This window comes from Streptomyces sp. MK7 (assembly GCF_032658145.1).
GTDB lineage: Bacteria > Actinomycetota > Actinomycetes > Streptomycetales > Streptomycetaceae > Streptomyces > Streptomyces spiralis.
In genome coordinates this window covers 10,700-34,999 of sequence record NZ_JAVACL010000045.1, presented here as the reverse complement: position 1 = coordinate 34,999, position 24,300 = coordinate 10,700, and the positions used below count along the sequence as shown (strand labels likewise).

Here is a 24,300-nt window from a genome sequence, read left to right as displayed (position 1 = left end):
GGTAGCACCTCCTCACGCACGGGAGCCCTCATGTCCCCTGTCACCCCTCGCTTCACCCGCATCGAGCAGATCTCGGCGGGCGCTCCCAAGGTGGATGTGCCAACGATCATCGCCTGAACACGGTGGGGGCCGGGGCGGACCTCGGCCCGGACGCCGACGGGCCGCGTATGTCGGTCGGCGACTGGGGGTCTTCTCTGTCCCAGCGCAGCGCGTATGAGGCGGTAAGCGAGACCTCCGACCACGGCTACCCGGTCCGCGAGCACATCTGGGAGCGGCTATCCGAAGCGGCCTGAGACGTAGGCTTCCGTGCGTGGATGGCTCGGGTTGGAGAAGATCTTTACGGTGTCGTCCATTTCGACGAGCCGGCCTGGCTGTCCCGCCTGTTCGAGGTCGAAGAAGGCCGTCCTGTCGCTGACGCGTGCGGCTTGCTGCATGTTGTGGGTGACGATCACGATGGTGTACTGCTGCTTGAGGCTTCGGACGAGGTCCTCGAGGGCGAGCGTCGAGATCGGGTCGAGCGCCGAAGCGGGCTCATCCATCAGCAGCACCTCAGGCTCAAGTGCTATGGCCCGGGCGATGCACAACCGCTGCTGCTGACCCCCTGAGAGCCCGACACCGGGACGGTCCAGCCGGTTTTTGACCTCGTCCCAGAGATTCGCCGAGCGCAGTGATTCCTCGACGATGCCGTCGAGTTCCGATCTAGGCATGCGTCGGTTGTTGAGCGTGACGCCGGCAGCGACGTTGCCGTATATCGACATGGTCGGAAAGGGGTTGGGCCGTTGGAAGACCATGCCGACCGTGCGCCTCACCTGGACGGGGTCGGTTGTGGGGGCGTAGATGTCGTCGCCGTCGAGGAGCACGGCGCCTTCGACGCGCCCACCGGGCGTGACCTCGTGAAGGCGGTTCAGCGTACGCAAGACGGTCGACTTGCCCGTCCCCGACGGGCCTATGAACGCGGTGACGCTGCAGGCTTCGATCGACAAGTTCACTTCGGCAACGGCAAGGAACATCCCGTAGTAGGCGTACGGGCCTTTGGCATCGACACGTTTCCCCACCGAAATCTCCTGCCTGCAAACGTCGAGAAAAGAGGACTATTTAGTCCGGATCGTACAGTCAACGAGTCCGCCCAGACTGCGGGCAACTGCCATGGCGATGGGCCCGGCCCGGCTGCTTTGTCGAAGAATCCCCTAGCGACCAGCGGAAACGGACGGGACCGCAGAGCCGGCGGAGGTCTCGGCCGCATGAAGGGTTCCTCTGGTGTTCACCGCCAGCACGCTATCGATGGATCTCATCATCCAGTTCTCTGGCCGCAGTCTTCTCGGGGGCTGCCTCGTAACGGTATCTGCACGCACTCGTCGGCGGTTGCCCGGGCCGCGGTCTCTCACATGCGACGGGGGCATCCACGGGGCGCCGACCTCGGAGTGCCCTGACGGCTGAACCCGCTCTACCGGAGGGGTTGAGCGTGCTCGAGAAAGGGTCCGGTCGCTGAGCAGGCTCGGGCCCGGCGGACCTGGTACACGCTGCGGCTATGGGCTGGTGCAGACGCTGCTCACCCGGTTGTGAAGTGTCTCCGCCGGAGCTGGATACTGGACTCTCGAGACCTGTCTGGGGTCGGCGTGCCGGTTGGTCCGGCCTGCCGTGACGCGGACGGGGGTGAGGTGAGGTGGCCGTGCGAAGGGGTGACGTCGTGGTCGAGGTCTTGTTCGACGACAGCGCGCAGTGTGTCCGGGTCGTCGACGACGGGAGGATCGTCGATATGCGCTCTACGTGGAGGGGGCACAGGCGGGGACGATGTCCGTACCGCATGGTCGGGCGGCGGCGAGTGCTGGGCCGCACAGAGACCGACGAGGCCTGTCGTGGCCGGGGCCTGTCCAAGATCCTCGTCCAATCTACGCCGTACGACAGAAAGGCCCTCGTGCCCCACCGTAATGGACCCCTGAGCGAGACCGGACGTCTGCGTCTGGCCCGCTGCATCGTCGAGGAGGGCTGGACCCTGCGCCGGGCGGCCGAACGCTTCCAGGTCTCGCCAGCCGGGGAAGGAGACGGGACAACACCTTGAGCGGTTCGGAAAAGCCTCACGCTGTCACCCAGCTGCACGGACGTGAGCCGGAACTGGCTGCTCTCCGTCGGTTCCTCACGGGGCTGCCGGACGGAGGCGGCATGCTGGTCGTGCGCGGCGGAGCGGGGATCGGAAAGTCGTCCCTGCTCGGCGCGGCGGCCGGGGAGGCAGCGGCTCTGGACATCGAGACACTCTCTCTCACCGCGGTGCAGGCCGAGACCCGTCTCCCCTTCGCCACCGCCCACGCAATGATGGACCTTCTCGGCGCCACCGTGCCGCTGCCGGTGGCCGGCAGCCACGAGCACAATCGGTTCCAGCTCGCCCTGGCTCTACTCGAGGCGGTGACCGCCCGGTCCGCGCGGCGGCCGTTGCTGCTCCTGGTGGACGACGCGCAATGGATGGACGCGCCGAGCTGGGAAGCCCTGGCGTTCGTCGGGCGCCGGCTGTCGGCGGACCCGGTCGCGCTCATCATGGCGATGCGTGACGGTACCGAGACCGAAGCGCGCCTCACCAGCCTGCCGGCGGACGAGTTGCGGGTGGAAGCGCTGCCGGACGACGCCTCGGGCATGCTGCTGGAAGAACGCGCACCCGAACTCACCGCTTCGCTGGGCGCCAGGGTGCTCGCCGAAGCAGCCGGCAATCCGCTCGCCCTCACCGAACTCGCGGCCGTCGCCGCCCGCATCGGCGAGAAGGGCCTGCTTCCCATCTCGCTGCCGCTGACGGCTCGGTTGGAGCGTACCTTTGGTGCCGCCGTGGTGGGACTGCCGCCAGCGACCCAAACACTCCTTCTGATGGCCGCGCTCGACGAAGGCAACCGTCTGGAGGAGATCCTTTCAGCGGCCGGTATCATGATGCGGACCCCGGTATCGGTGGAGTGCCTGGAACCGGCCATCACCGCCCGGTTGGTCGACGTCGATGACGCGTTCCTGCTGAGATTCCGCCATCCCCTGATCCGGTCGGCCATCCAGCAGGGCGCCACCCTGTCCCAGCGGCAGCAGGCGAATGCCGCGCTCGCCGAAGCAATCGCCGATCCCGACCGGGCGGTCCACCACCGCGCCGCCGCCACCGTCGGTACGGACGAGCAGGTCTCCGCCGAACTCGACGACCTCGCCGGCCGGTTGCGCCGGCGGGGCGCGTCCGGCGAGGCAGCGCGGACCTGGGAGCAGGCCGCCCGGCTGACCGGCGACCGCAGACGGCGCGCGAACCTGCTGATGCGGGCCCTGGAAGTGGCGCTGGAGCTCGCCGACCGCGACAACGTGGACCGGCTGCTGCGCTCGATCGTCCCCGACGACCTGACCCCCGAGGACCGGGTCGTCCGGCAGTGGCTGACGGAGGTCGAGTTCGCCATCTATTCGGGCGCCGCGCGACTGCCCGGGCATCTTGACGCAGCCGAGCGGCTGCGGAAGTCCGGCCAGGACGAACGGGCGCTTGAGGTCGTCCACCGCGTCGCGGTGCGTTCGTACTTCGCCTGCTACGACAAGGAACTGCGTGGCGAGATCATCGGACTGCTCGAACGGCTCGCACTGTCACCGTTGACACCGAAGCTGGTCGCAACCCTCGGCTTGGCCGCGCCGGTCGAACGGGGCACGGTGGTCGTCGAACGGCTGAACGCTCTACTGGCCCAGCCCGGCCTCTCCAGTTCGGACCTGGCGAACCTCGCCGCGGGGGCGACCGCGGTCGGCGCGCTCGGGTCGGCGGCCCGGCTGGGCGCCGCCGCCGTCTCCCAGAGCCGCCGCGAGGGCAACCTCGGCACGCTCACCTGGGCGCTCGGCTACCAGGCCTGGAACGCCGTCCTGCTAGGTGACGCCTCCCTCGGACGCACCTCTGCGGCCGAGGCCGACACTCTCTTGGCTGAGACCCGCCAGGGCAGCCTGCGCATACCCAATATGCTCAATCACGCACACGCGGAGGCCCTGCGCGGCGACGGTAAGGCCGTACGCGACCTCCTCGAGCAGAGCGAACGCGTGCTCCTCATGCACGGCGCGCACCCCATGTTCTGCCTGGTCCGGGTCGCCCGCGGCGTCTGCGCGCTCGCCGAAGGCCGCTATCACGAGGCCCACGACGAGCTCGACGCTCTCTTCGATCCGTCCGCGGTCGGATACCACCCGCACGTGCGGTTGTCCGTACTCGCCCATCTGGCCGAGGCGGGAGCTCACAGCGACCGCCACGACCAGGTGGCGGCCCGCATCCGCGAACTCGAACCGATCGGCGCCACCGGCGCATCGCCGCTGCTGAGCGTGCATCTGCACTGTGCGAAGGCGCTGCTGGCGACGGGCGAGGACGCGGTGGAGGTGCTCGGGAAGGCGCTGGAAGCCGGTCTCACCGAGTGGCCGTTCGAACGCGCCCGACTCCAGCTCGCCCACGGCACCCTGCTGCGGCGCGACCGCCCGTCCGCCGCCCGGCCCGTACTGCGCGCCGCCGCCGCCACGTTTGACGCACTGGGCGCACGACCGTGGGTCGACCGCGCACACGCGGAGCTGCGCGCCTCAGGCGAGACACGCCGCCGCCGGTCCAGCAGGATTGACCAACTCACCCCGCAGGAGCTGCAGGTGACCCGCCTGGTCGCACAGGGGCTGAGCAACCGGGAGATCGCCGCCCGGCTCTTCCTGTCACCGCGGACGATCAGCACCCACCTCTACCGGATCTACCCGAAGGCCGGCGTGAGTTCGCGGACCGAACTCGCCTCAGTGATGGCCCGCAATCTTTGAAGGCAGATCCCCCCTGAGCCTTCCAGGTGGCGGTGTCGCCGAGACGCCTCTGCGTTGTCACTCGAGGCGGTAGGCAAGCCGTACATCCGTCGGGCAATGCAGCAGGTGCAGGGACTCACCTCGGAGCTGTACAGCGCCACCTCCCCCACTGACCTGCCACAGGCTCTCAAAGCCGGGACGGGGGCGCGGACTTGGGCCTGAAACCCAGCACCGTCGACGGACGTGGCCACCGCCGTCCTCGTTTCACGAGGTCGGCGCACGGCCTTGGGACGACCGCGTGCACGTCATGCTGCGTGCCTCCGGGGAAACCCGTCTCGACGACGGCCGAACTTCGACCCTCTGGCGGCGACTCACGCGGCCAAACGGGGTCACGATTCACCCGCCGTGGACAACCCGGCGCCGATCAGCCGACGGCATCGACCGGCTCACACCACAGAAGCCGGCTCGCGTGCCTGGTCGTGGGAGGGCTGACCAACCGGGAGATCGCTGCGCGGCTCTTCCTGTCAGCGCGGAAGATCAGCACCCACCCGTACCGGATCCACCCGAAGGTTGGCGGCAGCTCGCCGACCGATCTTGCCATCGGTGACGGCCCGCGGTTACGTCATCTGACGCAGGTTATGGACCAGCGCCGGCCTTTATGGTCGGAGCATGATCAGCAATTCCCCGGCAGAACCAGCGGGAGCGCCCACGTCGCGAACAGTCGAGCAGCGGTTCGTCCTGGTCGACGACATCGCCGAGCACGTGCAGTCACAAGGCGGCGTTGTTGTAGGCGACCCGCGGCACGCCGCCGCGTTCGCATCCGTTGCGCGCCCCCGTCGAAGGGGCGTCCGGGATGCTGTCCCGCTTCTTGGAGGGGTACGAGGGCATCCTGACCGACGCCTGCGACGTGGCCGCCGGTGCGCTCGAACCCAGGGACGACGGTACCCAGGACCTCCTCGTCTCCCAGGTCATCCACACCGACGAGCGTCGGGTCTGGTTCCTGGTGGAGAGCTTGGTCGAGACTTCGCTCGTGCAGGTCTGAGTGGCAAGGCAATGCCAGGAAACCGTTCCGCGTGAGGCCTTTGGTCAGCGAGTGGGACTGGCAGGGCTTCGCGTCCTGCCGAGGCATGGACAGCTTCGTCTTCTTTTCGGCGCCCGAAGAGTGCGGCGCCCTACGGCGGCAGCGTGAACAGCGTGCCTAGGTGCTCCGCCGCAGGTGCCCGGTCTGCCAGCCGGGCGCGGCCTTTCGCGCTTCGCACTGCACAGACCCAGAACATGGGGAGGCTCCACTGAGGCCGACCGCCAAGCGACGAGTCTGCGCCCGAACTCAGCACAGGGTGCGTTTCTTCTTGAGGGACGCAGTCGCTTGACCCGCTTGACGGCCGCCGGGACCCAGAGGCTCGAGGTTGGCAGCGCAGGCTGCTCCGCGCGATGGCGAGGTGCGGCTTCTCGTAGAGGCGTAGGTCAGCGGGTCCCTCGAGAAGAAACGGACCCGCAGCGCGTCGCCCCGGTAAGGGCCGGGACCGCACACCGGATGCGGGTGGATGTGTCCGGGGCGCGAGAGTGCTGTCGACCGCCGACCCGCTCCCACCTGCACGTCACCACAGAGAAGGATTCATCATGGGCTCTCCTGAGCTGGAACTGAACATCCGCTTGACGCTCGCCGTCACCTTCGACCTGCACGTACGTGTGCCCGTACGCTTCTCGTATGTGCGTGCCGACCCGTACGCCGTTCGGGTCTCCTTTCACCTCGCGCCTGACCGGGTGGTCCACTGGACGTTCGCCCGAGCACTACTCGACCAGGGCATGAAGGCCGCCGCCGGACTCGGCGACGTGAGGATCGCTCCCGTCGAGCGGTCCCTGGGGCAACGCTTCAGCATCGAACTTGGATCTCCAGACGGCTACGCCCGCCTCGAAGGCCCCGTCGCTCCGGTCAGGACATGGATCACCAAGACCCACGAGGCCGTCCCGGCAGGCAGCGAGAGTGCGCTACTGGGCATCGACCGTTTCCTAGCAGAGTGCTCAGGGCGGTAGAAGTCTTGACTTCCTCCCCCGCCTAAAGGCGGGGGATTCCAGCGGTCGCCCGCTGGGGTTCCTGCTTCACCGACGACCGCCACGTCCGGGAGGACTCCCCCGCCTGAAGGTGACGCAGCGCCTGCTGAAGCGGCACGGAGGACACCTCCGTCAAAAAGGCCAGTTCCTGCGTCTTCTTCCACTGCGTCAGCGCGGCCGACGACTCCGCGTACGAGATGCGGCGCTGCTCGCCGTACCAGGCCCGCGTGCGCTCCTGGAGCGCCTTGTTGTAGACGAGGCGGACGCAGCCGAACGTGCGCGACAGCTCAGCCGCCTGCTCGCCCGTGGGGTAGAAGCGGTACCTGAACGCCCGCTTGACCTGCTGCGTCACGCCTCACACCGCATCAGGTTCCGTCTGAGCGGCGGATGTCGGCCGGTGAACGGTGCCCGCCCCTCCGCCCTGGCGGCGAACCGGCTTCCCCTGCCCTGCTCCGCAGGAGGCTAGTTTCTCCCCCGCAAGCGGGAGGTACCCCCACCCCGGCCTTAAGGCCGGGGTATCCACGAAGGAGAGACCCGATGAACGCAGGCATCCAGTTCTCAGTCCTCGGCCCGCTCCGACTGCACAAGCAAGGGATGGAGGAGAGAGCGGGCCAGCCAAGGCAGTGCGCGGTCCTCGCTTCGCTCTTGCTCAGAGCAGGTAGGCCGGTCAGCCTCTCAAAACTGGTGGACGATGTGTGGGGCGACGAGGCCCCACCGTCGGCCGTAGGCTCTGTGCGCACCTACATCTACCGGCTCAGACAGGCACTCGCAGAGCAGAGCGACAGCTCCCTGCGCCTGGTCGACGGGGGCTACCTGCTCCACATCCAACCGGACGCTCTGGACCTGAACAGGTTCAAGGAGACGGCGGCAAGGGCGCGGCAGGCGCGCAGCGCAGGCGACCTCACGTTGGCGGCGGACCTGCTGTCCGAGAGCCTCGACATGTGGAAAGGAGCGGCCCTCGCCGGCGTCCCGGGACCGTTCGCAGGCCGGCAGCGCAGCGTCCTCGGTGAGCTGCGCCTCGCCTGCCTTGAGGAGCAGCTGGCGTGCGAGGTGGAAAGGGGGCGCTACGGCGAGGCCGCTGCGGAACTGTCCGCCCTCCTCGTCGAGCACCCGTTGCGTGAGCGCCTCTGCGGGCTCCTCATGAAAGCCCTGTACGGTGCGGGGCGGCAGTCGGAGGCGCTGACGATCTACCACACGACCAGCCACCTGCTGCGTCAGCGCCTTGGCGTCAGCCCCTCGCCGGAACTCCGGCACGTCCACGAGCGCATCCTCTCCGGGCGACTCCAGCTCCCGCAGGGCACCAACCGCCCGGCCAGCAGGCAGCACCCCGCCTTGTCCCAGCCGCCGGCGCAGCTGCCCGCGGCTCTGCCCAGCCTCGTCGGGCGCGAGAAGGAACTGGAGCAGGCCGAGCGATTGGCGGACGAAGCTGAGGCATCGTCCTCGGTGGCCATCTGCGTGGTCGGCGGGATGGCAGGCGTCGGCAAGACGGCCTTCGCCACAGCCACCGGCCACCGCCTGGCAGGGCGCTTCCCCGACGGCCAGCTCTTCGCAGACTTGCACGGTGCAAGGCCGGGAGCCGAGCCGAGGGACCCGGCAGAGGTCCTCGCGGACTTCCTGCAGTCTCTAGGGGTACAGCCCAAGGCCATACCCGAGACCACGCAGGCCCGCGGACGCATGTTCCGGGACCTGCTCGCCAAGCGTCGCATGCTCGTCGTGCTCGACAACGCCTGGAGCACGGATCAGCTCAAGAACCTCCTCCCGGCAAGCCCCGGTTCCATGGCCCTCATCACCAGCCGCATGCAGCTTCACGCCCTTGTAGCTGCCTACCAGGCGCTCCCGTTGATCCTGCTGCCACTGAGCCAGGCCGACGCACGCAGCTTCCTCACCCGCCGCCTCGGAGCAACGAGGACGGCAGCTGAGCCCGACGCCGTCGATCGCATCATCCAGGATGCCGCGCGCCTGCCCCTCGCGCTGGCCAACTTCGCAGCCCGCGCGGCCTACCGCCCCCAGATGTCCTTGGCGAGCCTGGCCGACGAATACGCCCCGACCGAGCACAGCGTCTTGGATGCTTTCGCCAACGAAGAGGCCCCCGTACTCGACGTCCGCGCCTCCATCGCCCGCGCGTACCGCCTACTCGCCCCCCAGACGGTCTCCCCCTTCCGCACCCTGAGCGCCTGACCCGGCGCCGTGTTCTCCACGTCCGACGCCACGAACACGGCCGCAGCCCGAACAACGAGTCCGCCAGATCCTGCCGCGGCTGATCCAGGGACGTCGGCTGGATAGACCCTGCCCGCACGGTCAGGGGGCGGGCGGCACCGCAGGAAACCCATCGCAGCGGTGACCGGCCGGCTGCGGGGACACTGTGACCTGCCGTGGCCGGCTCGGTAGCAGCGTGGTCGGGACTTCGTCACCGATGCCGGCGGCGTGGCAGGAGTGATCGCCAGGTGAAGCGCCGGCGGGGGACGCGGCAAGAGCGTGCCTGCTGCACGTCGGGTTCGATGGACGGAGACTGTCCGACGGCAGGAGTCGGCTGCGGTGACGCGGTCGGGGCGCCGGACGGGTCACTGTTTGCAGTGGGGGTGGCGGCCGTGAGGGCGAGTTGTACCGGGTGGGTCTGCGCATGCTGCCGGGCGTGTTCGCGGGCGCGGCGGCGCCGGTGGCGTTCGCGGCCGCCGTCCTCGGCCGCAACCGGACCGTGGTCACCCTGGCCGCCCCCATACTGTCCAGCAGCCTGGCCGTGCTACGCCCCCTGCTGCCGGCTGGATCTCCAAGCCCGGCAGTGACCAGCACCGTGCCATGACAGACCACGACAACGGAGCCCTGACGCACGACGAGGGTGATTCCGAGGCATCGCCGTACGCGCAGATGGACGACGACCTGGCGGCCGTCGACCGGCACGTCCGCCACGGTCCGATGGTGATACCCGTGCACTTTCGCCGTCGGCGTCCCGCACACCGGACATGGCACGGCTACATCCCGAGTCCGGGCCGTGACCACCACTGCGTCGCCGCCGTCCGCCACGTCCTCGACCACCAGACCGAAAGTCCGGAAAACACCATTCACACAAGGGAGTTGATATCCATCACAAGATCATGATCACGACGGCTACTCCACGTCACCACCGACTACGGACCAGAGCCAGTGACCGTACAGTCCCGTCAGAACCGTGCCCCTGCTGGTCGGCCGGGGGACCAGACCGCTCATTGGGCGACCATGTTCCTGCAGCCCACCCAGGTAGGGTTGTGACCTCTCGGTCCCGGTGGGTGCAGCTCACGGGCCAGGGGTACCAGCCGGTGACTGCCCGGTCGGGAGTGCAGGGATCGCTGGGGGCACAGGGCGGCGTGCGGGATGGGGCACCATCCGCTGCCGTCGTCGTGGGAGTGCGCGATGCCGCCGCTGAGATGCCAGTGGCAGGTTGCGGATACGTCGGTGGTGGCGACTTCCGCGGGGTGCAGGGGCGACGACTTCCACGAAGCCCTCCTCACCCTCGGCAGCAGCACCATATGCTGACGCCGCCTGAAGACCTCTTTCTGCCAGGAGTCCTAAACGGCATTGTGATCAGCGGACGAGATGGCGCAGGTCGATGTCGATGCCGAAAGGGATCACGGTCTTGATGCGCTCGCGGCAAATATCGGTGGCTACGTAGGCGCGGGTGGTGTCGTCCAGCTCGTACGTGTGGATGACGGGGAGGCCGTTTTCCTCCTCAACACGCCAGTACTGCCGAATACCCGCCTGCGCGTACTTGAACGGCTTCAACGACCGGTCGCGGCCCGCGGACTCGTCTGAGACGACTTCGATGGCGAGGGCTACCTGGTCGGGAAGGTAGTACGTACGGTTTGGGGCGTATGGGGTTGTGACAGCGAGGACGTCAGGCTCGGGCCGGTTCTTCTCGTTCAGCTTGATCGTCATCTCCCGGTCGATCACGAATCCCTCGGGAGCTTGATCGTCCAGTGCGGTCGTAAGCCGGGTGACGACGCGGGCATGCCAGGACCGCTGGGGGGACATCATGAAGATCAGCGCTCCATCGATCAGCTCGGTGTGTCGTGGGAGGTCGGGTGCGTTGTCGAGGTCATCGGCTTCCCAGCCACTCGGCCGAGGCGGCAGCATCCAGGGCGGGAGCGCGTCCCATGCGGTCGTCATCGTGTCCTCCTTCTGGCGCCCGGTCAGCTTAATCCGTCAGTTCCGCGTGGCGGCGGTGCGAGCCGCGACGAGGGCGGCGACAGGGTCGGCTGTGGCGGGGGCGCAGGGCCACCATTGGGTGGCGGAGCCGCTGCCTTCACGGGTGTAGGGATGCCATCGGCCGTCGGGGCCGAGGCGGATCTGGACGCCCTCGTCATCGGCGGTGAGACGGTTGCGCCAGAGGCGTACCCGCACGGTACTCGCGGCGTCGTCCCCTGTCTCGGCGTTGTCGGCGGTGTCGGGGTCGCAGAGGGCGGCGCGGGCGGCGGCCATGGCAGTGGCGTCGGGGGTGAGGGGCGTGCGGGCGACGGCGACGCCGGCGGGGCCGCCGTGGCGCTGGGCGCGGACCAGGAGGGCGAAGTCGAGTGGGGGCAGGCCGGTGGCGCGTACGAGTTGGTGGAACCAGTGCTCGCCGACCCCGCTCGCGACGAGGCGCACGGCGTCGTCGAGCGGGGTGCAGGTGAGGGAGGCTGTGTGGCCGGCCGTGAGGGCGCGGGAGCGCTGAGCGGTGTCCCGGGCGAGGGCTTCCAGGTCGTCGAGGGTGAAGGGGGCGTCGGGCGGGGGCGTGGTCGTGAGGGGGGAAGGGGCCGGCCCGGGGTCGGCGGGAGCACTCTCGGCTCCCTCGGCCTGTGGGGTGGGCGGGGCGAAGACGCCGCTGTAGGAGGCGAACGCGTCGCGGGCGGGCACGCCCCGGGCGCGGGGTGTGCCGCCGGTCTTCGGCGTGGCGCCCGTGTGGGCCTGGCGGCGGGTGCGCAGCGCGGTGAGGACGGCGTCCTTGGTGCGGCCGCGGAGGGTGAAGAGCCAGAAGGGGTCGTCGTCGAGGTGGGCGGCGGTGGCGTAGCACAGGGCGGCGGCGTGCTTGCAGGGGTAGCCCCAGTCGGGGCAGGAGCACTCGGGGTCGAGTTCGCTCGCCTCCGGCAGCAGGGGAACGCCGGCGGTGCGGGCGTCCTCGACGACGTCGGCGGGCATCTCGCCGTCGAGGAGGGCGGCGGTGCGGCCGGCCTGGGCGGCGATGGCGTCGAGGAGGGTGTCCCACTGGGCGTCGGTGAGGACACGCAGGTTCACTGCGGCGTCGTACGGCCAGGGGGCGCTGCCCTCGACCTCGGCGCGCAGCACGCCGGGGGTGACGGTGACCGGTCCGACCATGCCCTTGCGGGCGTAGGTACGGCCGCGGGAGAGGCGGCCGGTGTCGAGGGTGGAGGTCTCCAGGGCGTCCACCCAGGCCTGCCCCCACCAGGTGGCGGCGAAGGCTCGGCTGCCGGTACGGGGGGCCTTGCGGGCGGGGGTCATGCGTCGGCTCCGTGGGACAGTGCGACGAGGTCGGCGAGGTCGGCGTCGGAGAGTTCGGTCAGGGCGGCCTCACCGGAGGCGATGACCTGGTCCGCGAGGGCGCGCTTGGCACCGAGCAGGCGGGCGACCCTGTCCTCGACCGTGCCCTGCGTGGTGAGCCGGTGGACCTGGACCGGGCGGTCCTGGCCGATGCGGTAGGCACGGTCGGTGGCCTGGTCTTCGACGGCGGGGTTCCACCAGCGGTCGTAGTGGATCACGTGGGTGGCGCGGGTGAGGTTGAGGCCGGTGCCGGCTGCCTTCAGGGAGAGCAGGAAGACAGGGAACTCGCCCTGCTGGAAGGCGGCGACCATCTCCTCACGGCGGTGGACGGCGGTGGCGCCGTGCAGGTAGCGGGCGCGGACGCCGCGGTCGGCGAAGTGGCGCTGAAGGAGCTTGCCCATCTGCGTGTACTGGGTGAAGACCAGGGCGCTGTGACCTTCGGCCACCACTGTGTCGAGGAGTTCGTCGAGGAGTTCCAGCTTGCCCGAGCGGCCGGGCAGCGGGCCGGCCTCGCGCAGGTAGTGGGCGGGGTGGTTGCAGATCTGTTTGAGCGCGGTGAGGAGCTTGAGCACCAGGCCGCGGCGGGCGATGCCGTCCGCCTTCTCGATCCGGGTCATGGCCTCGCGCACCTGCGCCTCGTACAGGGCGGCCTGCTCACGGGTGAGGGCGACGGGGTGGTCGGTCTCCGTCTTGGCCGGCAGTTCTGGGGCGATGCCGGGGTCGGACTTGCGGCGGCGCAGCAGGAACGGGCGGGTGAGACGGGTGAGCTGCTCGGCGGCTTGCCGGGCCTGTTCGGTGGTCTCCGTGTCGCCGTCCGTGCCGAGCGCGACGCGCTCGATGGCTTTCGCGTAGCGGTCGCGGAAGGCGGACAGCGGGCCGAGCAGGCCGGGGGTGGTCCAGTCGAGCAGTGCCCACAGCTCGGAGAGGTTGTTTTCCACCGGGGTGCCGGTGAGTGCGACGCGGGCGCGGGCCGGCAGGGCGCGCAGTTCGCGGGCGGTGGTGGCGTACGGGTTCTTGACGTGCTGGGCCTCGTCGGCGGCGACGAGCGACCATTTCATGGCGGCGAGCCGCTCCCGGTCGCGGCGCAGCACGCCGTAGGTGACGAGGACGAGTTCGTTTCCGGCGAGGTAGTCCAGGGTGCGCTCGCCGCCGTGGTAGCGGCGTACCGGGACGGCGGGGGCGAAGCGGGCGGCCTCGCGCTGCCAGTTGCCGAGCAGCGAGGCCGGGCAGACCACGAGGGTGGGACCTGCGGTGTCGGGCTCCTCCTGGCGGTGCAGGTGGAGGGCGAGCAGTGTGACGGTCTTGCCGAGGCCCATGTCGTCGGCGAGGACGCCGCCGAGGGTCAGGCGGGTCATGTCCGCCAGCCAGGCCAGGCCCCGCTGCTGGTAGCCGCGCAGGGTGGCGGCCAGGCCCTGTGGTGCTCGGACGGGGGCGCGGCTCTCGGGGGCGCGCAGCCGGGCGACCAGTTCACCGAAGGTGCCGGCCGCCTCCACCGCGACGCGCTCACCGTCCCATTCCACCTCTCCGGTCAGCACCGCCTGGAGTGCGTCCAGCGGGGCGAGTTCGCGGCTGCGCTGCCGCTTGAGGCGGGCCACCAGCTTCGGATCGGCGACCACCCACTGGTCGCGCAGCTTGACCAGCGGGCGCCGGGCTTCGGCGAGTTGGTCGATTTCGGCCTCGGTGAGCTTCTCTCCGTCGAGCGCGACATGCCAGGAGAAGTCGAGCAGGGCGTCGCGGCCCAGCAGGGTGTCCACGGTCGCGCCGGGCGCGGTGGCCGCCCCGATCTCCGCCCGCGCTTGAAGGGACTTGACCAGTTCACGCGGCCAGTGCACGCGCACGCCGACCGAACGCAGCGCGTCGGTGGCGTCCCCCAGCAGTTCCATGGCCTCCTCGTCGTCGAGCCGCAGCGTGCTGGGGGTGGCCTCGGCGAGCAGGCGGGTCAGGGGCTGCCAGGCGCGCGCGGCGCGGCGCAGCGCGAGCAGCGCCTCGGCCTCCGCGTGCGGACCGAGCAGGTGCTGCGCGCGAACCGGGTCGGCCCACAACTCGGCGGCGTCCAGGACCAGGGCCGGATCGGCCGCGGTCCGCAGCTGCAGCACCGCGTGGAAGACGCGGCGCCGCCCGGCCGGGGGTTCGACCCGCAGTTCCACACTGGTCTGTGCGGTCCGCTCAGCCGCGGTTTCGGCCGCCCACTGGGCCAGGCGCGGATGCAGGGCGGTCGCACGGTCGGCGTAAGGGTTTCCGGGTACGGCCCGGCCGGCGGCCGGGGTGCGCGGCAGAGCATCCGCGAGCGCGTCACAGAACTCGCCTACCAGAGCAGCCGGTTCGGCAATTCGTACGACCTTGTCGTCCGTGGTGGGCGCGGGAAGGTTGTGGGCGTACGGCGGCAGGGCGGCGGCCAGTGCGTCCAGGTCCCGCTTGCCGCTCGCACCGGGCGGCCCGAACCGCCAGGTGGTGTACGTGTCGGAGGTCAGCGCCGGATACAGCCGCCCCTCGCCAAGCAGCCGAAGGGTGAGACGGGCCACGGCCGACCACGCGACGAGCGACGGATGGACACCGGTTCGGGGCAGGTCGAGCAGGAGGGCGAGCGCGACGCCCGGGCCGAGGGCCCACCCTTCGACAGTGCGGGTGCGCACCCCGCCGCCGTGCGGCAGGACCAGCGGCAGCCGAACCCGCTCCACCGTCTCCGGCGCGGCGGCCTGGGCGGGCATGCGGCGAGTGTCGGCGGCGGGCCGGTAGAGCACCAGGCGGCCGAACCGGGCCGGCTGTCCCGGCTCGGCCGGGGCGAACACGGCCGCCCAGCCGCCGGCAACGCAGTGCTCGCGGACCCAGGCAATGGCAGCGGGATCGGCGAGCGGTGCGGCTTCGGCGCCGATCTCCCTCACGAGCAGGCTCACTTGGCGCTCCCCGCCTTGAACGCGGCCTTCCGTAGCCGCTTGGCCAGGGCCTTGTCGACGGGCTTGATGGCATCGGCCAGCACGCCGAGCACCTCGTCCGCGTGCGGGTGGCCGGCCCGCCACAGGTCGTCGGCGCGCTCGGCCAGCTGATCGAGGGGACGCCGGCCCTCCTCGGCGCCCGCCAGCAGCGCTTCACGCAGCGCCTGCTCGCCCGCCCCGGCGAACGGCAGCGCACCGTCCACCAGCATCCACTCCAGACCCCAGGCCTCTTCCCCCTCGGCGGGTTCACCGATCCGGCGCAGCATCGAAGCCGCCGCGTGCGAACAGCCGGTGACCTTCGAGACCGCCGCCTTGCGCAGCACCGCCTTCGCCCGCCCGGTGTGGTCCGCCTCCAGTACGGCAGCCAGCACCCGCGGGGCCTGCAGGCGGCGCAGGGCGTCGGCCGGGTCCGTGCCGTCGCAGGCGTCCACCACCTGTACGGCCGCGTCCGACGTGGGGCGGGCCGCCAGCCAGCCCGCCACCTCCGCCGCCGCGTCCGCCTCGGAGCGGTACGAGCCGAGCGCGGCCAGCAACGCGGAGGCATCCGTCTGGGCGAGCGAGCCGATCACCGGTGCCGGGACGCCTGCCGCCACCAGCAGCGCGCGCAGGCCGGAGCGGCCCAGCGCGGTGAGCTGGAAGCGGCCGGCGGACGGCGTGCCCCAGGTGCCGCCGTCGGGCCCGTCGAGCAGCAGGGTGAGCGCGGCGCCTTCCACTAAAGGCTCGTGGCCCTCGCGTTCGGCGGCGCCGAACAGCTCCAGAGTCCCGGCGGTGTCGTGGTACTGGTCGACAAGGAGCGCCGAGACCAGCCGCCGGGCCGGGCCTTCAGGCAGCCCTTCCATGCCGTCGGTGAGGAAGCCGGCGACATCCAGCCACTCCCCGTCGGGCAGCCCGTACGCCGTGATCAGCATCAGGAACACCAGCGGCGGGGCTTCCTCGGTCAGCTCCCGCAGCGGCTGCAGCCCACCCAGCAACGCGTCCAACGCGGGGAAAGCGAGGGAGAGTTCGACCGCCGCGCCCGCTACCGCTTCCTGCCAGGCAGCCAGGAGCGCCGTGTCGTCGCCCCTGTCCGGCAGTTCGTCGCCGGCGTACGCCCGGTTGCCCTCCACCTCGACGAAGCCACACTTCAGCGCCCAGTCCCAGGGTAGAGCCAGCGGCTCCATGTCAGCCGCGCTGCGGACCTTCGCCAGCCGCGAGGCCCGCTCCTCGGCATCACCCCACTCGTCGGGGTCGACGCGCCACAGCTCGGCCTCCTCCACGGCCTGCCGGGCGAGCTTCGGCCGCAGCACCTCCTTCGGGGTCAGTTCCCGACCATCGCCGCACCAGTGACCGAGCCGTACCGCCGCCATGAAGGCGGGAACCTCGCGCACCGCGCGAGCCAGCTCCACCTCGCCGGGCAGCCGCACGGCCGGCAACCGCAGGCCCACGGCATCCAGGACATCGGACAGCGACACCTCGTCGTCCGGCCCGTCGCCCTCGGCAAGCGGCCCCGCACCGCCGGGCAGCGGATGCAGAGCGCCGCACTCGCACCGGTACATCCCCGGCGGAGTCTGGCGTCCGCCCGGCCCGCCGCGCTTCTTCCGCTGCGTGCCCACCGCCCGGCGCAGCGGCACCTGCGCGAGCTCCCCGGTGAGCTCGGCGGGGTCGAAGGCGGCCGGGTCGAAGCCTTCCTCGTACAGGCCCGCGAGCACCTCGTCGTGCAGACCGTCGTACTCCACCCACTCCTCACCGCCGTGCCGGACCAGCATGGGGCTCGGCCGCTCCCCGTCCGCGTACCGCTCCAGCAGCCCGGCCAGTCCCCACACACCGCCGAGGTCCTCGGCGGGCGGCATGGCCCGACGCCCGCCCGTGCACGCCGCGTGCTCCCCCTCGCCCTCACGGGCGGGGCGCACCGCCTCCACCGTGATCCGGTGCAGCCAGTCGTCGCCGAAGTCGTACGTGTAGTCCATGCGGTCGCCGGTGCCCGGCAGGACGTCCGCGAGGGAGGCCTCCTCCTCGTCGAAGACCGGGATGTCGAGGTCCTCCGGAGGGGCGTATCGCCCGCCGGAGGGGCCCTCGAAGGCGTGCAGGTGCATGCCCTCCCAGCCGAACGTCACCTGGATCACGTCGTGCAGCGACCCAAGGGTGAGGTCTGAAGGCACCACCAGCCGCCGCCACACCGGAGGTTTCATCCCCACCAGAGCGGCCTTGAGCTGGTGGACGGAAGCAGTGCGCTCCCCGGGGCTGCGCTGGGCGGTCATGGCAGAGGGCTTCCCACTCGTCGGAGGCATAAGCACCGGGGCACACCACGCGCCGGTCACTGTACGCCGAACGGCTGACCCCGCGATTCTTGCAGTCCTGAGCCACAGTCCCGGCTGCCGGACGGAATTCCCCGGCCGACTTGCGCTTGACTTCCTCCCCCGCCTAAAGGCGGGGGATTCCAGCGGTCGCCCGCTGGGTTTCCTGCTTCACCGACGACCGCCCCGTCCGGGAGGACTCCCGTTGAGGTCTCACACCGTCTCCACAGGCAGACACCGCCGGCCCGGCGGCCAGGATGTTGCGTGCCGCATTCACGTCGCGGTCGGCGGATTCAACTGATCGTCGCAACACCTCGATTGCAGGGAGGATGTTGTGGCGCAGGGAAGGGCTCGCGCGGCGATCTTGGCTGGTCGTCCGGCGCTTCGGTCTCCGGGACGGCCTCCGGTCAACCGGCGGGAGGAGCGGCAGCAGTTCTGGCGGCTGATCGCGCAGGGGTTGTCGAGCGAGGACGCTGCCGTGGCCTGCGGCGTGTCGATGCCGTTGGGGCCGCGATGGTTCCGTGAGGGTGGCGGGATGCCGCTGATCAGCCTGGAGCCGCCCTCGGGCCGCTACCTGTCGTTCGCCGAGCACGAGGAGATAGCCCTGCTACGAGCCCAGGAGCGCGGGGTGCGCGACACAGCCCGCCACTTGGGGCGGTCCCCGTCGACGATCTCCCGGGAACTGCGGCGCAACGCAGCGACGCGCGGCGGCCGGCTGGACTACCGGGCCTCGGTCGCGCAGTGGCACGCGGACCGGCAGGCGCGTCGGCCCAAGCCGTGCAAGCTCGCCTTGAACGATGTGCTGCGGGAGTATGTGCAGGACCGGCTCGCCGGAACGGTCACTGGCCCGGACGGCAGCGAGATCGCGGGGCCGGACGTGCGTTGGATCGGGCGGCGCCACGGGCGTCGTCAAGACCGCCGCTGGGCCACGGCCTGGAGTCCGGAGCAGATCGCGCGCCGGCTCCCGATCGACTTCCCTGAGGACGAAACGATGCGGATTTCGCATGAGGCCATCTACCAGGCGCTCTATATCCAAGGCCGCGGTGCGCTGAAACGGGAGTTGACGGCTTGCCTGCGCACCGGCCGCGCGCTGCGGGTGCCCCGGGCCAGGACCCGCGGCCGTGGGAAGAAGTTCGTCACGGAGGAAGTGATGATCAGCCAGCGCCCGGCCGAGGCGGAGGACCGGGCCGTGCCCGGGCACTGGGAGGGCGATCTCATCATCGGCTTGGACAGCTCCGCGATCGGCACGCTGGTCGAGCGCGCCAGCCGATACACGATGCTGTTGCACCTGCCCCCGATGCAGGGCCACGGCGGCCCGAGGGTCAAGAACGGCCCGGCGCTCGCCGGGCACGGCGCCGAGGCCGTCCGCGATGCCATCGCCGCCGCGATCACGACCCTGCCCGAGCAACTGCGCAGGTCGCTTACCTGGGACCAGGGTGCGGAGATGGCGCAGCACGCCCAACTGCGTATCGACACTGGCTTGCAGGTCTACTTCGCCGACCCGCACAGTCCCTGGCAGCGGGGCACCAACGAGAACACAAACGGCCTGCTGCGACAGTACTTTCCGAAAGGAACCGATCTGAGCAGGCACAGCAGAGGAGATCTGGACGCGGTCGCCGCAGCCCTCAACGGCCGCCCACGCAAGACGCTCGGATGGAGAACTCCCGCCGAGGCTCTCAACGAGCATTATGCTCTCTGACAAGCAGTGTTGCGACGACTCCTTGAACTCGGGCAGTACAGCGCGGCCGCCTTCGCCGACGTCTGCCGACGGCATGGCATCCGCCGCAGCATGGGCCGGGTCGGCTCGAGCTACAACAACGCCCTCGCCGAGTCGTTCTTCCAGGGCCTCAAACGCGAGTTGCTCCACGGCCGGCGCTGGACCTCGAAGGCACAGACCCGGCTCGAGCTGTTCCGCTGGCTGTCTTACTACAACCGGCGCCGTCGCCACTCCGCGCTCGGCTACCTCACACCGGCCGAGTTCGAACAACAACTGATCACGATACGTAAGATGTCACTCGTCGCATGAAACCCGGTGTCCACTCCCCGGGAGCAACCTCACCACGAAGCTGCCCCGGTAGTCAGGGCAGCTTCGCGGTGCGGCTTCAGCAGCAGCCGGGAGGCGTCGAGGATGGCGCAGAGATGTTCGCCATCCTGGCGAAGCCGTCGCCAAAGGCTCAGGCGGGTTCTGCCAGAGCGCGCACGGGGCATGCAATCTCGCGCGGGTCCATCCTGCTGTCTACGGCCACCGTGCGTGCTGCTCGCCTCGGTCCCCTTGGCCCGTGTACAAAGGCGGCCAGGCACCCTACCGACCCGTCACCATACCTGGCGCCGGACGGGGCTGATCTGCCCGGCCCGGCGCCCACCACACAGCGATCCTGGCTGGTCACTTGTAGGTGCTGGGCAGGGAGGTGTAGCAACTGGCCCGCCAGCTGCCATCGCCGGTGAGGTTGTCGGTGATCGCGTTCGCGGTGGCGGGGCCGACGACCCCGTCGGCGGTGAGGTGGCTGGCAGTCTGGAACTGCTTGAGGTAGGTGAGGGTGTTGGAGCCGAACTGGCCGTCGACGGTCAGCGGCCAGGTGTGGTGGACGCGGTTGGACCAGTCGTCGATGCCTTCCTGTACGCACTTCACGCCGTAGCCGGAGTTGCCGTAGACGATGTAGGCGTGGCCGCTGATGGCGTGGGCCGGCAGGGCCAGCCCGCCGACCGCGACGGCGCTCAGCGCGGCGACCGTGAGTGCCGTCCGCGGCATCCGCATGCGGGACTTCGACATGGTGAGCCTCCTCGGTAGTTCTCCAGGCCCCAGTCGGAGCGCTGTGACCACTTGTCTACGTCCCGTGGGGTTGTCCGGTGTCGGCCCGGCGAGATCGGACAACAGGCTGCGGACAAACCAGCGGACGGTAGGGCCGCGGGGCCGGACTTGCGGGCTTCCGCCGACTCATCTGGGCAACAGTCAGCCGCAGACCTCCCGGTACGGCATCGCGGAGACGTAGTGTTTCCACGCCTGGCGGGTCAGGGCGCCGGTCGTGGTGGCGCAGACCCGGTGGATGACGGCATCCAGGTTCACGGACTGCAGCTGGACGGTGTGGTCGTCGCCGGCGCTGGCCAGGGTGCGGCCGTCGGGGCTCAGTGCCGCCTGGTCGATGGGTCCGGTGTGGCCGCTGATGGGGCCGCCCGAGGCGGTGGGTGCTGTGGGATCGGTTACGTTCCAGAGCCGGATGGTGCCGTCGTCTGCGCTGCTTACGAGGGTCCGGCCATCGTGGCTGAACGCTACGGACAGCACGAAGCTGGTGTGTCCGGTCAGTGGCGCGGCGAGGGTGGTGGGGTGGCGGGGGTCGCTGACGTTCCACAGGCGTACGGTGTGGTCGTCGTTGGCGGTGGCGAGGGTGCGGCTGTCGGGGCTGAAGGCCACTGATCCAACGCCTCCGGTGTGCGCGGCCAGCGGTGGGCACCACGGCTTGGGGTGGGTGGGGTCGGTCACGTTCCATAGGCGGGTGGTGTCGTCGGCGCCGGCGCTTGCGAGGGTGTGGCCGTCGGGGCTGAAGGCCAGCGCTCGTACGGTGTTGCTGTGCGCGGTGATCGGGGCGCCGATCTCGCGGAGGCGGGTGGGGTCGGTGACGTCCCACAGCCGCACCTTGCGGTCGTATCCGGCGCTGGCCAGGATGCGGCCGTTGGGGGTGAAGGCGACCGTGGTGACGGCGGCGTGGGTCGGATCGGTGGCCAGCTTGCTCAGCTCCTGCGCGTGCGCAGCGGAGGTGAGGTCCCATAGCCGTAGCGTGCCGTCGCGGCCGGCGCTGGCCAGTAGATGACCGTCGCGGTTGAAGGCGAGCATGTTCACGGCTTTGGTGTTGCCGAGCAGCGGGGCGCCTGTGGGCACGGGTCGGCTGGGGTCGGCGGTGTTCCACAGCCGGATCGCACCGTCGGTGGCGCCTGCTGCCAAGACGCGGCCGTTGGGGCTGAAGGCGACGGTGTTCTCGTAGCTGGGGGTGGGCAGCACGGTTCGGGGCAGGTTCCACAGCCGTGCGGTGTTGTCGGCGCTGACACTGGCCAGGGAGCGGCTGTCTGGGCTGAAGGCGAGCCACCATACGTAGCCGGTGTGGCCGGTGAGGGGCGGGCACAGCGCGATCGGGGCCGAGGGGTCGGTTACGTTCCACAGGCGGACCGTCTGGTCAGCGCCCGCGGTGGCCACCACCTTCCCGTCAGGGCTGAAGGCCACTGCGTAGATCGTGTTCGTCGCGGCGCCAGGGACCGTGCCCAGGGCGACTGGTTTTGCCGGGTCGGAGACGTTCCACAGCCGCAGGCTGAAGTCGTTTCCGGCGCTCGCCATGACATGGCCGTCCTTGCTGAAGGCGACCGCGTAGACGGTGTCCGTATGGCCGTGCAGCGGCGGACCCCAGGGCTTCGGGTTCGCGGGGTCGGTGACGTTCCACAGTTGGATGGTGTGGTCGTGGCCGGCGCTGGCCAGGGTGCGGCCATCGGGACTGAAGGTAGCTGAGGCGATGGCGCCCTTCTGGGCGCGAAGGGGCTTGCCGAGTTCGCTCGCACGGGCGGGGTCGGTGACGTTCCACAGTCGCACGGTGCCGTCGTCGCCCGCGCTGGCCAGGGTGCGGCCGTCCGGGGCGTAGGAGACCGAGAAGACGATGCCCGAGTGTCCGCGCAATGCGGGCAACGCCGTCGGGTGCTTCGGGTCGGTGAGGTTCCACAGGCGTACGGTGTGGTCGCGGCCCGCTCCGGCGAGGGTGTGGCTGTCGGGGCTGAAGGACAGCCACATGATGCCGTCGGCGTGTGCACGGATCGGGTTGCCGAGCGGCGCCGGGTGCCTGGTGTCGGTTACGTTCCACAGCCTGACGGTGTCGTCTTTGCCTGCGGTGGCCATCACGTGGCCCAGTGTGCTGAAGGCGACCGCGTAGACGGTTGCGGTGTGCCCGGTCAGCGGGGTGGACAGCGGTGCGCTCTGGGTGCCCAGCAGGTCGGTCGAAAGGCGGCTGGTGGGGTGGATGCGGTATCCGGCGACATCGAGGCGGGCTGCGAGCGACTGATCGGTGCCGCGTAACTGCTCGGCCTGGGCCTGCACTTCGCCCGAGACTGCGCTGTCGCGTTCAGCCCGGGCCGTCGATCGCTGCTGGAGGGCGATTCCGGCAGCGGCCACGGCGAGCACGGTCAGTAGCGAGAGCGCGGCCACTGCCGCGCGGCGGCGTCGAACCCCCCGGCCTTGGTGCCGGGTGGAGGCGGCCAGGAATTCCGTCGCTCGCCGGCTCAACCGTCCGCCGTCCGCGTGCGCTTGGGCCCACTCTTGAGCGACGGAGAGCCGGGAGCCGCGGTAAAGCGCGCTCGTGTCGCGCTGTTCGCGCTCCCAGGCCGTGGCGGCGTCCGTGAGCTGTTGCTGGATGAGCAAGCCGGCCCGGTCTTCACTGATCCAGTGGCTCAGTCTCGGCCATGCCTGGAGCAGTGCCTCGTGGGTGATTTCCACGCTGTCGGTGTCGAGGGTGACGAGTCTGGCGCGGGCCAGTGCGTCGACGACGGCTTCCGCGCTGGGATCGATTTCGTCCCTGGGCAGGCGGCGCTTGGAATCCTCGGTGCCGTCGTTGAGGGACACCAGGCGCAGGAAAATGCCTTGCGCGAGGCGTTGCTGCGGCCCGGTGAAGCTGTTGTAGACGGTCTCGGCGGTGTTGGCCAGGGCGTGGGTGATGCCGCCGGCCGACTCATACCCGCTCAGGGTCAGGGTATTGCCGCGCCTTCGCCGCCAGGTCTCGCGCATCGCGTGGGAGACCAGGGGCAGAACGCCGGCCTGCCCAGTTGCCTCGGCCACCACTCGGGCGAGCAGGGGTCCTTCAACCGTGGACTCGGCCTGGACAGCGGGCTGGGTGATGGCCCGGCGTAGCTCATCCGTGGTCATCGGGCCGACAAGCAGTTGCGAGTCCTGGAGCGCGGCCACGAGGTCGGCGTGCTGTGAGCAGGCAGCGTAGAAGTCCGCCCGCACGCCGAGGACGACGCGCGTCCGGCTGTTGGCCGCACCGGCAGCCGTGAGCAGCGAGGCGATGAATGCGGCCCGTTCGTCCGCGTCCGCGCAGAGGGTGAAGATCTCCTCGAACTGGTCTATCACGAGGAGGAGTTCGATCTCCGGCGGCTGCTGCGCGAGCAGCTGGAGCACGGTCAGATGCAGGGCGCGGGGGTTGGCCCGCAGTTCGTCGTGGAGGGCGACGGCGGAGGAGCCGGAGAGCGCGGCGAGCCGCGCCGCGCATTCCTCGAAGGGGTGCGGGCCAGGGGTGAGAACCAGTGCGGTCCACGATGCTTCGCCACCGGACACCCGCGGGATCAGGCCGGCCCGCAGGAGCGAGGACTTCCCGGAGCCCGAGGCGCCGAAAACCGCGACGAACCTGTGGCCGCGGACACGGCCTTCTAGGTCGTCGGTGAGCCGTTCGCGTCCGAAGAACCGGTCGGCGTCTCCGGCTTCGAAGGGGCTGAGTCCCGCGTAGGGGCAGTCGTCGTTCCCTTCGGCGGCGTTCGGGAGCTCATCGGCGCTGGCCAGATCGGCCGATAGGCGGTGCCAGCGCTGCTCCCATTCCGCCGTGTCGCCGCCGCACGCGCGGACGTAGGCGAGGGTGACCGGCAGGCTCGGCAGCTTACGGCCGGAGGCGGCGTCGGCGAGGGTGGTCGATGAGTAGTGCGCGGCGCGGGCGAGCTTGCGGTACGGCGGGGCGCCTGCCTTGTCCCTCAGCTTCCGCAAGTCCGCAGCGAACCTGCCCAGATCGGTGTCCTCGTCGTCCAACGGCCGCTCGCTGCGGGGCACC

Annotated in this window: 14 protein-coding genes and 5 pseudogenes; 8 read left to right on the top strand and 11 right to left on the bottom strand. The window is 70.3% G+C overall.

The genetic code is table 11. The annotated features are described in order from the left end of the window. Positions 1 to 275: 275 nt before the first annotated feature. Positions 276 to 1,055 (bottom strand): phosphate ABC transporter ATP-binding protein PstB, encoded by a 780-nt coding sequence (gene pstB / locus R2S09_RS32915; RefSeq protein ID WP_306191653.1) that lies wholly within the window; start codon positions 1,053 to 1,055, stop codon positions 276 to 278. An 860-nt stretch (positions 1,056 to 1,915) separates the two neighbouring features. Between pstB and R2S09_RS32910 the strand changes: the two are divergent. From R2S09_RS32910 to R2S09_RS32895, 5 genes and pseudogenes are all read left to right on the top strand, one after another. Beyond that, positions 1,916 to 2,026, top strand: a pseudogene (locus R2S09_RS32910) (IS481 family transposase); the annotation flags it as partial. A 29-nt stretch (positions 2,027 to 2,055) separates the two neighbouring features. Beyond that, entirely contained in the window at positions 2,056 to 4,767 is a 2,712-nt protein-coding gene (locus R2S09_RS32905; RefSeq protein ID WP_316744965.1) for a LuxR C-terminal-related transcriptional regulator, read from the top strand. Positions 4,768 to 5,060: 293 nt separating this feature from the next. After that, positions 5,061 to 5,639 (top strand): LuxR C-terminal-related transcriptional regulator, encoded by a 579-nt coding sequence (locus R2S09_RS40730; RefSeq protein ID WP_399145204.1) that lies wholly within the window; start codon positions 5,061 to 5,063, stop codon positions 5,637 to 5,639. Then, positions 5,600 to 5,788, top strand: a complete 189-nt coding sequence (locus R2S09_RS32900; RefSeq protein WP_316744964.1) for a hypothetical protein — start codon at positions 5,600 to 5,602, stop codon at positions 5,786 to 5,788. The genes R2S09_RS40730 and R2S09_RS32900 overlap by 40 nt, the downstream gene beginning before the upstream one ends. 578 nt (positions 5,789 to 6,366) lie before the next feature. Further along, the gene (locus R2S09_RS32895) at positions 6,367 to 6,780 is read left to right on the top strand and encodes an SsgA family sporulation/cell division regulator (RefSeq protein ID WP_306191656.1); all 414 of its coding nucleotides are present in this window, start codon (positions 6,367 to 6,369) and stop codon (positions 6,778 to 6,780) included. 103 nt (positions 6,781 to 6,883) lie between these two features. Here the strand turns inward: R2S09_RS32895 and R2S09_RS32890 are convergent. After that, positions 6,884 to 7,150, bottom strand: a pseudogene (locus R2S09_RS32890) (helix-turn-helix domain-containing protein); the annotation flags it as partial. A 35-nt stretch (positions 7,151 to 7,185) separates the two neighbouring features. Here R2S09_RS32890 and R2S09_RS32885 point away from each other — a divergent pair. Then, positions 7,186 to 8,976, top strand: a complete 1,791-nt coding sequence (locus R2S09_RS32885) for a BTAD domain-containing putative transcriptional regulator (RefSeq protein ID WP_316744962.1) — start codon at positions 7,186 to 7,188, stop codon at positions 8,974 to 8,976. Positions 8,977 to 9,648: 672 nt separating this feature from the next. On the opposite strand, the pseudogene R2S09_RS32880 reads toward R2S09_RS32885, so the two are convergent. The 7 genes and pseudogenes from R2S09_RS32880 to R2S09_RS32850 form a co-directional block, all read right to left on the bottom strand. Further along, positions 9,649 to 9,861: pseudogene (locus R2S09_RS32880) on the bottom strand (transposase family protein); the annotation flags it as partial. Positions 9,862 to 9,998: 137 nt separating this feature from the next. Further along, a complete protein-coding gene (locus R2S09_RS32875) occupies positions 9,999 to 10,301 on the bottom strand; it encodes a DUF6083 domain-containing protein (protein ID WP_316744960.1) in 303 nt (100 codons plus the stop codon). A 55-nt stretch (positions 10,302 to 10,356) separates the two neighbouring features. After that, positions 10,357 to 10,938, bottom strand: coding sequence for a Uma2 family endonuclease (locus R2S09_RS32870; protein ID WP_316744958.1), 582 nt, complete (start codon positions 10,936 to 10,938; stop codon positions 10,357 to 10,359). Positions 10,939 to 10,974: 36 nt separating this feature from the next. Next, a complete protein-coding gene (locus R2S09_RS32865) occupies positions 10,975 to 12,267 on the bottom strand; it encodes an SWIM zinc finger family protein (RefSeq protein ID WP_316744957.1) in 1,293 nt (430 codons plus the stop codon). Further along, entirely contained in the window at positions 12,264 to 15,200 is a 2,937-nt protein-coding gene (locus R2S09_RS32860) for a DEAD/DEAH box helicase (protein WP_306191659.1), read from the bottom strand. Before R2S09_RS32860 ends, R2S09_RS32865 begins: the two co-directional genes overlap by 4 nt. Beyond that, positions 15,197 to 17,476: a plasmid pRiA4b ORF-3 family protein gene (locus R2S09_RS32855; protein ID WP_306191660.1), complete on the bottom strand. Its 2,280-nt coding sequence runs from the start codon at positions 17,474 to 17,476 to the stop codon at positions 15,197 to 15,199. Before R2S09_RS32855 ends, R2S09_RS32860 begins: the two co-directional genes overlap by 4 nt. Before the next feature lie 163 nt (positions 17,477 to 17,639). After that, positions 17,640 to 17,798 (bottom strand): annotated as a pseudogene (locus tag R2S09_RS32850) (RNA-guided endonuclease TnpB family protein); the annotation flags it as partial. A 249-nt stretch (positions 17,799 to 18,047) separates the two neighbouring features. On the opposite strand from R2S09_RS32850, the gene R2S09_RS32845 reads away from it, so the two are divergent. Together R2S09_RS32845 and R2S09_RS32840 are read left to right on the top strand one after the other, a co-directional pair. Then, entirely contained in the window at positions 18,048 to 19,211 is a 1,164-nt protein-coding gene (locus R2S09_RS32845; RefSeq protein ID WP_316744989.1) for an IS30 family transposase, read from the top strand. A gap of 33 nt (positions 19,212 to 19,244) precedes the next feature. After that, positions 19,245 to 19,538, top strand: a pseudogene (locus R2S09_RS32840) (integrase core domain-containing protein); the annotation flags it as partial. Between the two features lie 357 nt (positions 19,539 to 19,895). Here the strand turns inward: R2S09_RS32840 and R2S09_RS32835 are convergent. Together R2S09_RS32835 and R2S09_RS32830 are read right to left on the bottom strand one after the other, a co-directional pair. After that, positions 19,896 to 20,282, bottom strand: a complete 387-nt coding sequence (locus tag R2S09_RS32835; protein ID WP_306191661.1) for a peptidoglycan-binding protein — start codon at positions 20,280 to 20,282, stop codon at positions 19,896 to 19,898. Positions 20,283 to 20,462: 180 nt separating this feature from the next. Beyond that, entirely contained in the window at positions 20,463 to 24,299 is a 3,837-nt protein-coding gene (locus R2S09_RS32830; RefSeq protein WP_306191662.1) for a hypothetical protein, read from the bottom strand. Between the last annotated feature and the right edge of the window lies 1 nt (position 24,300).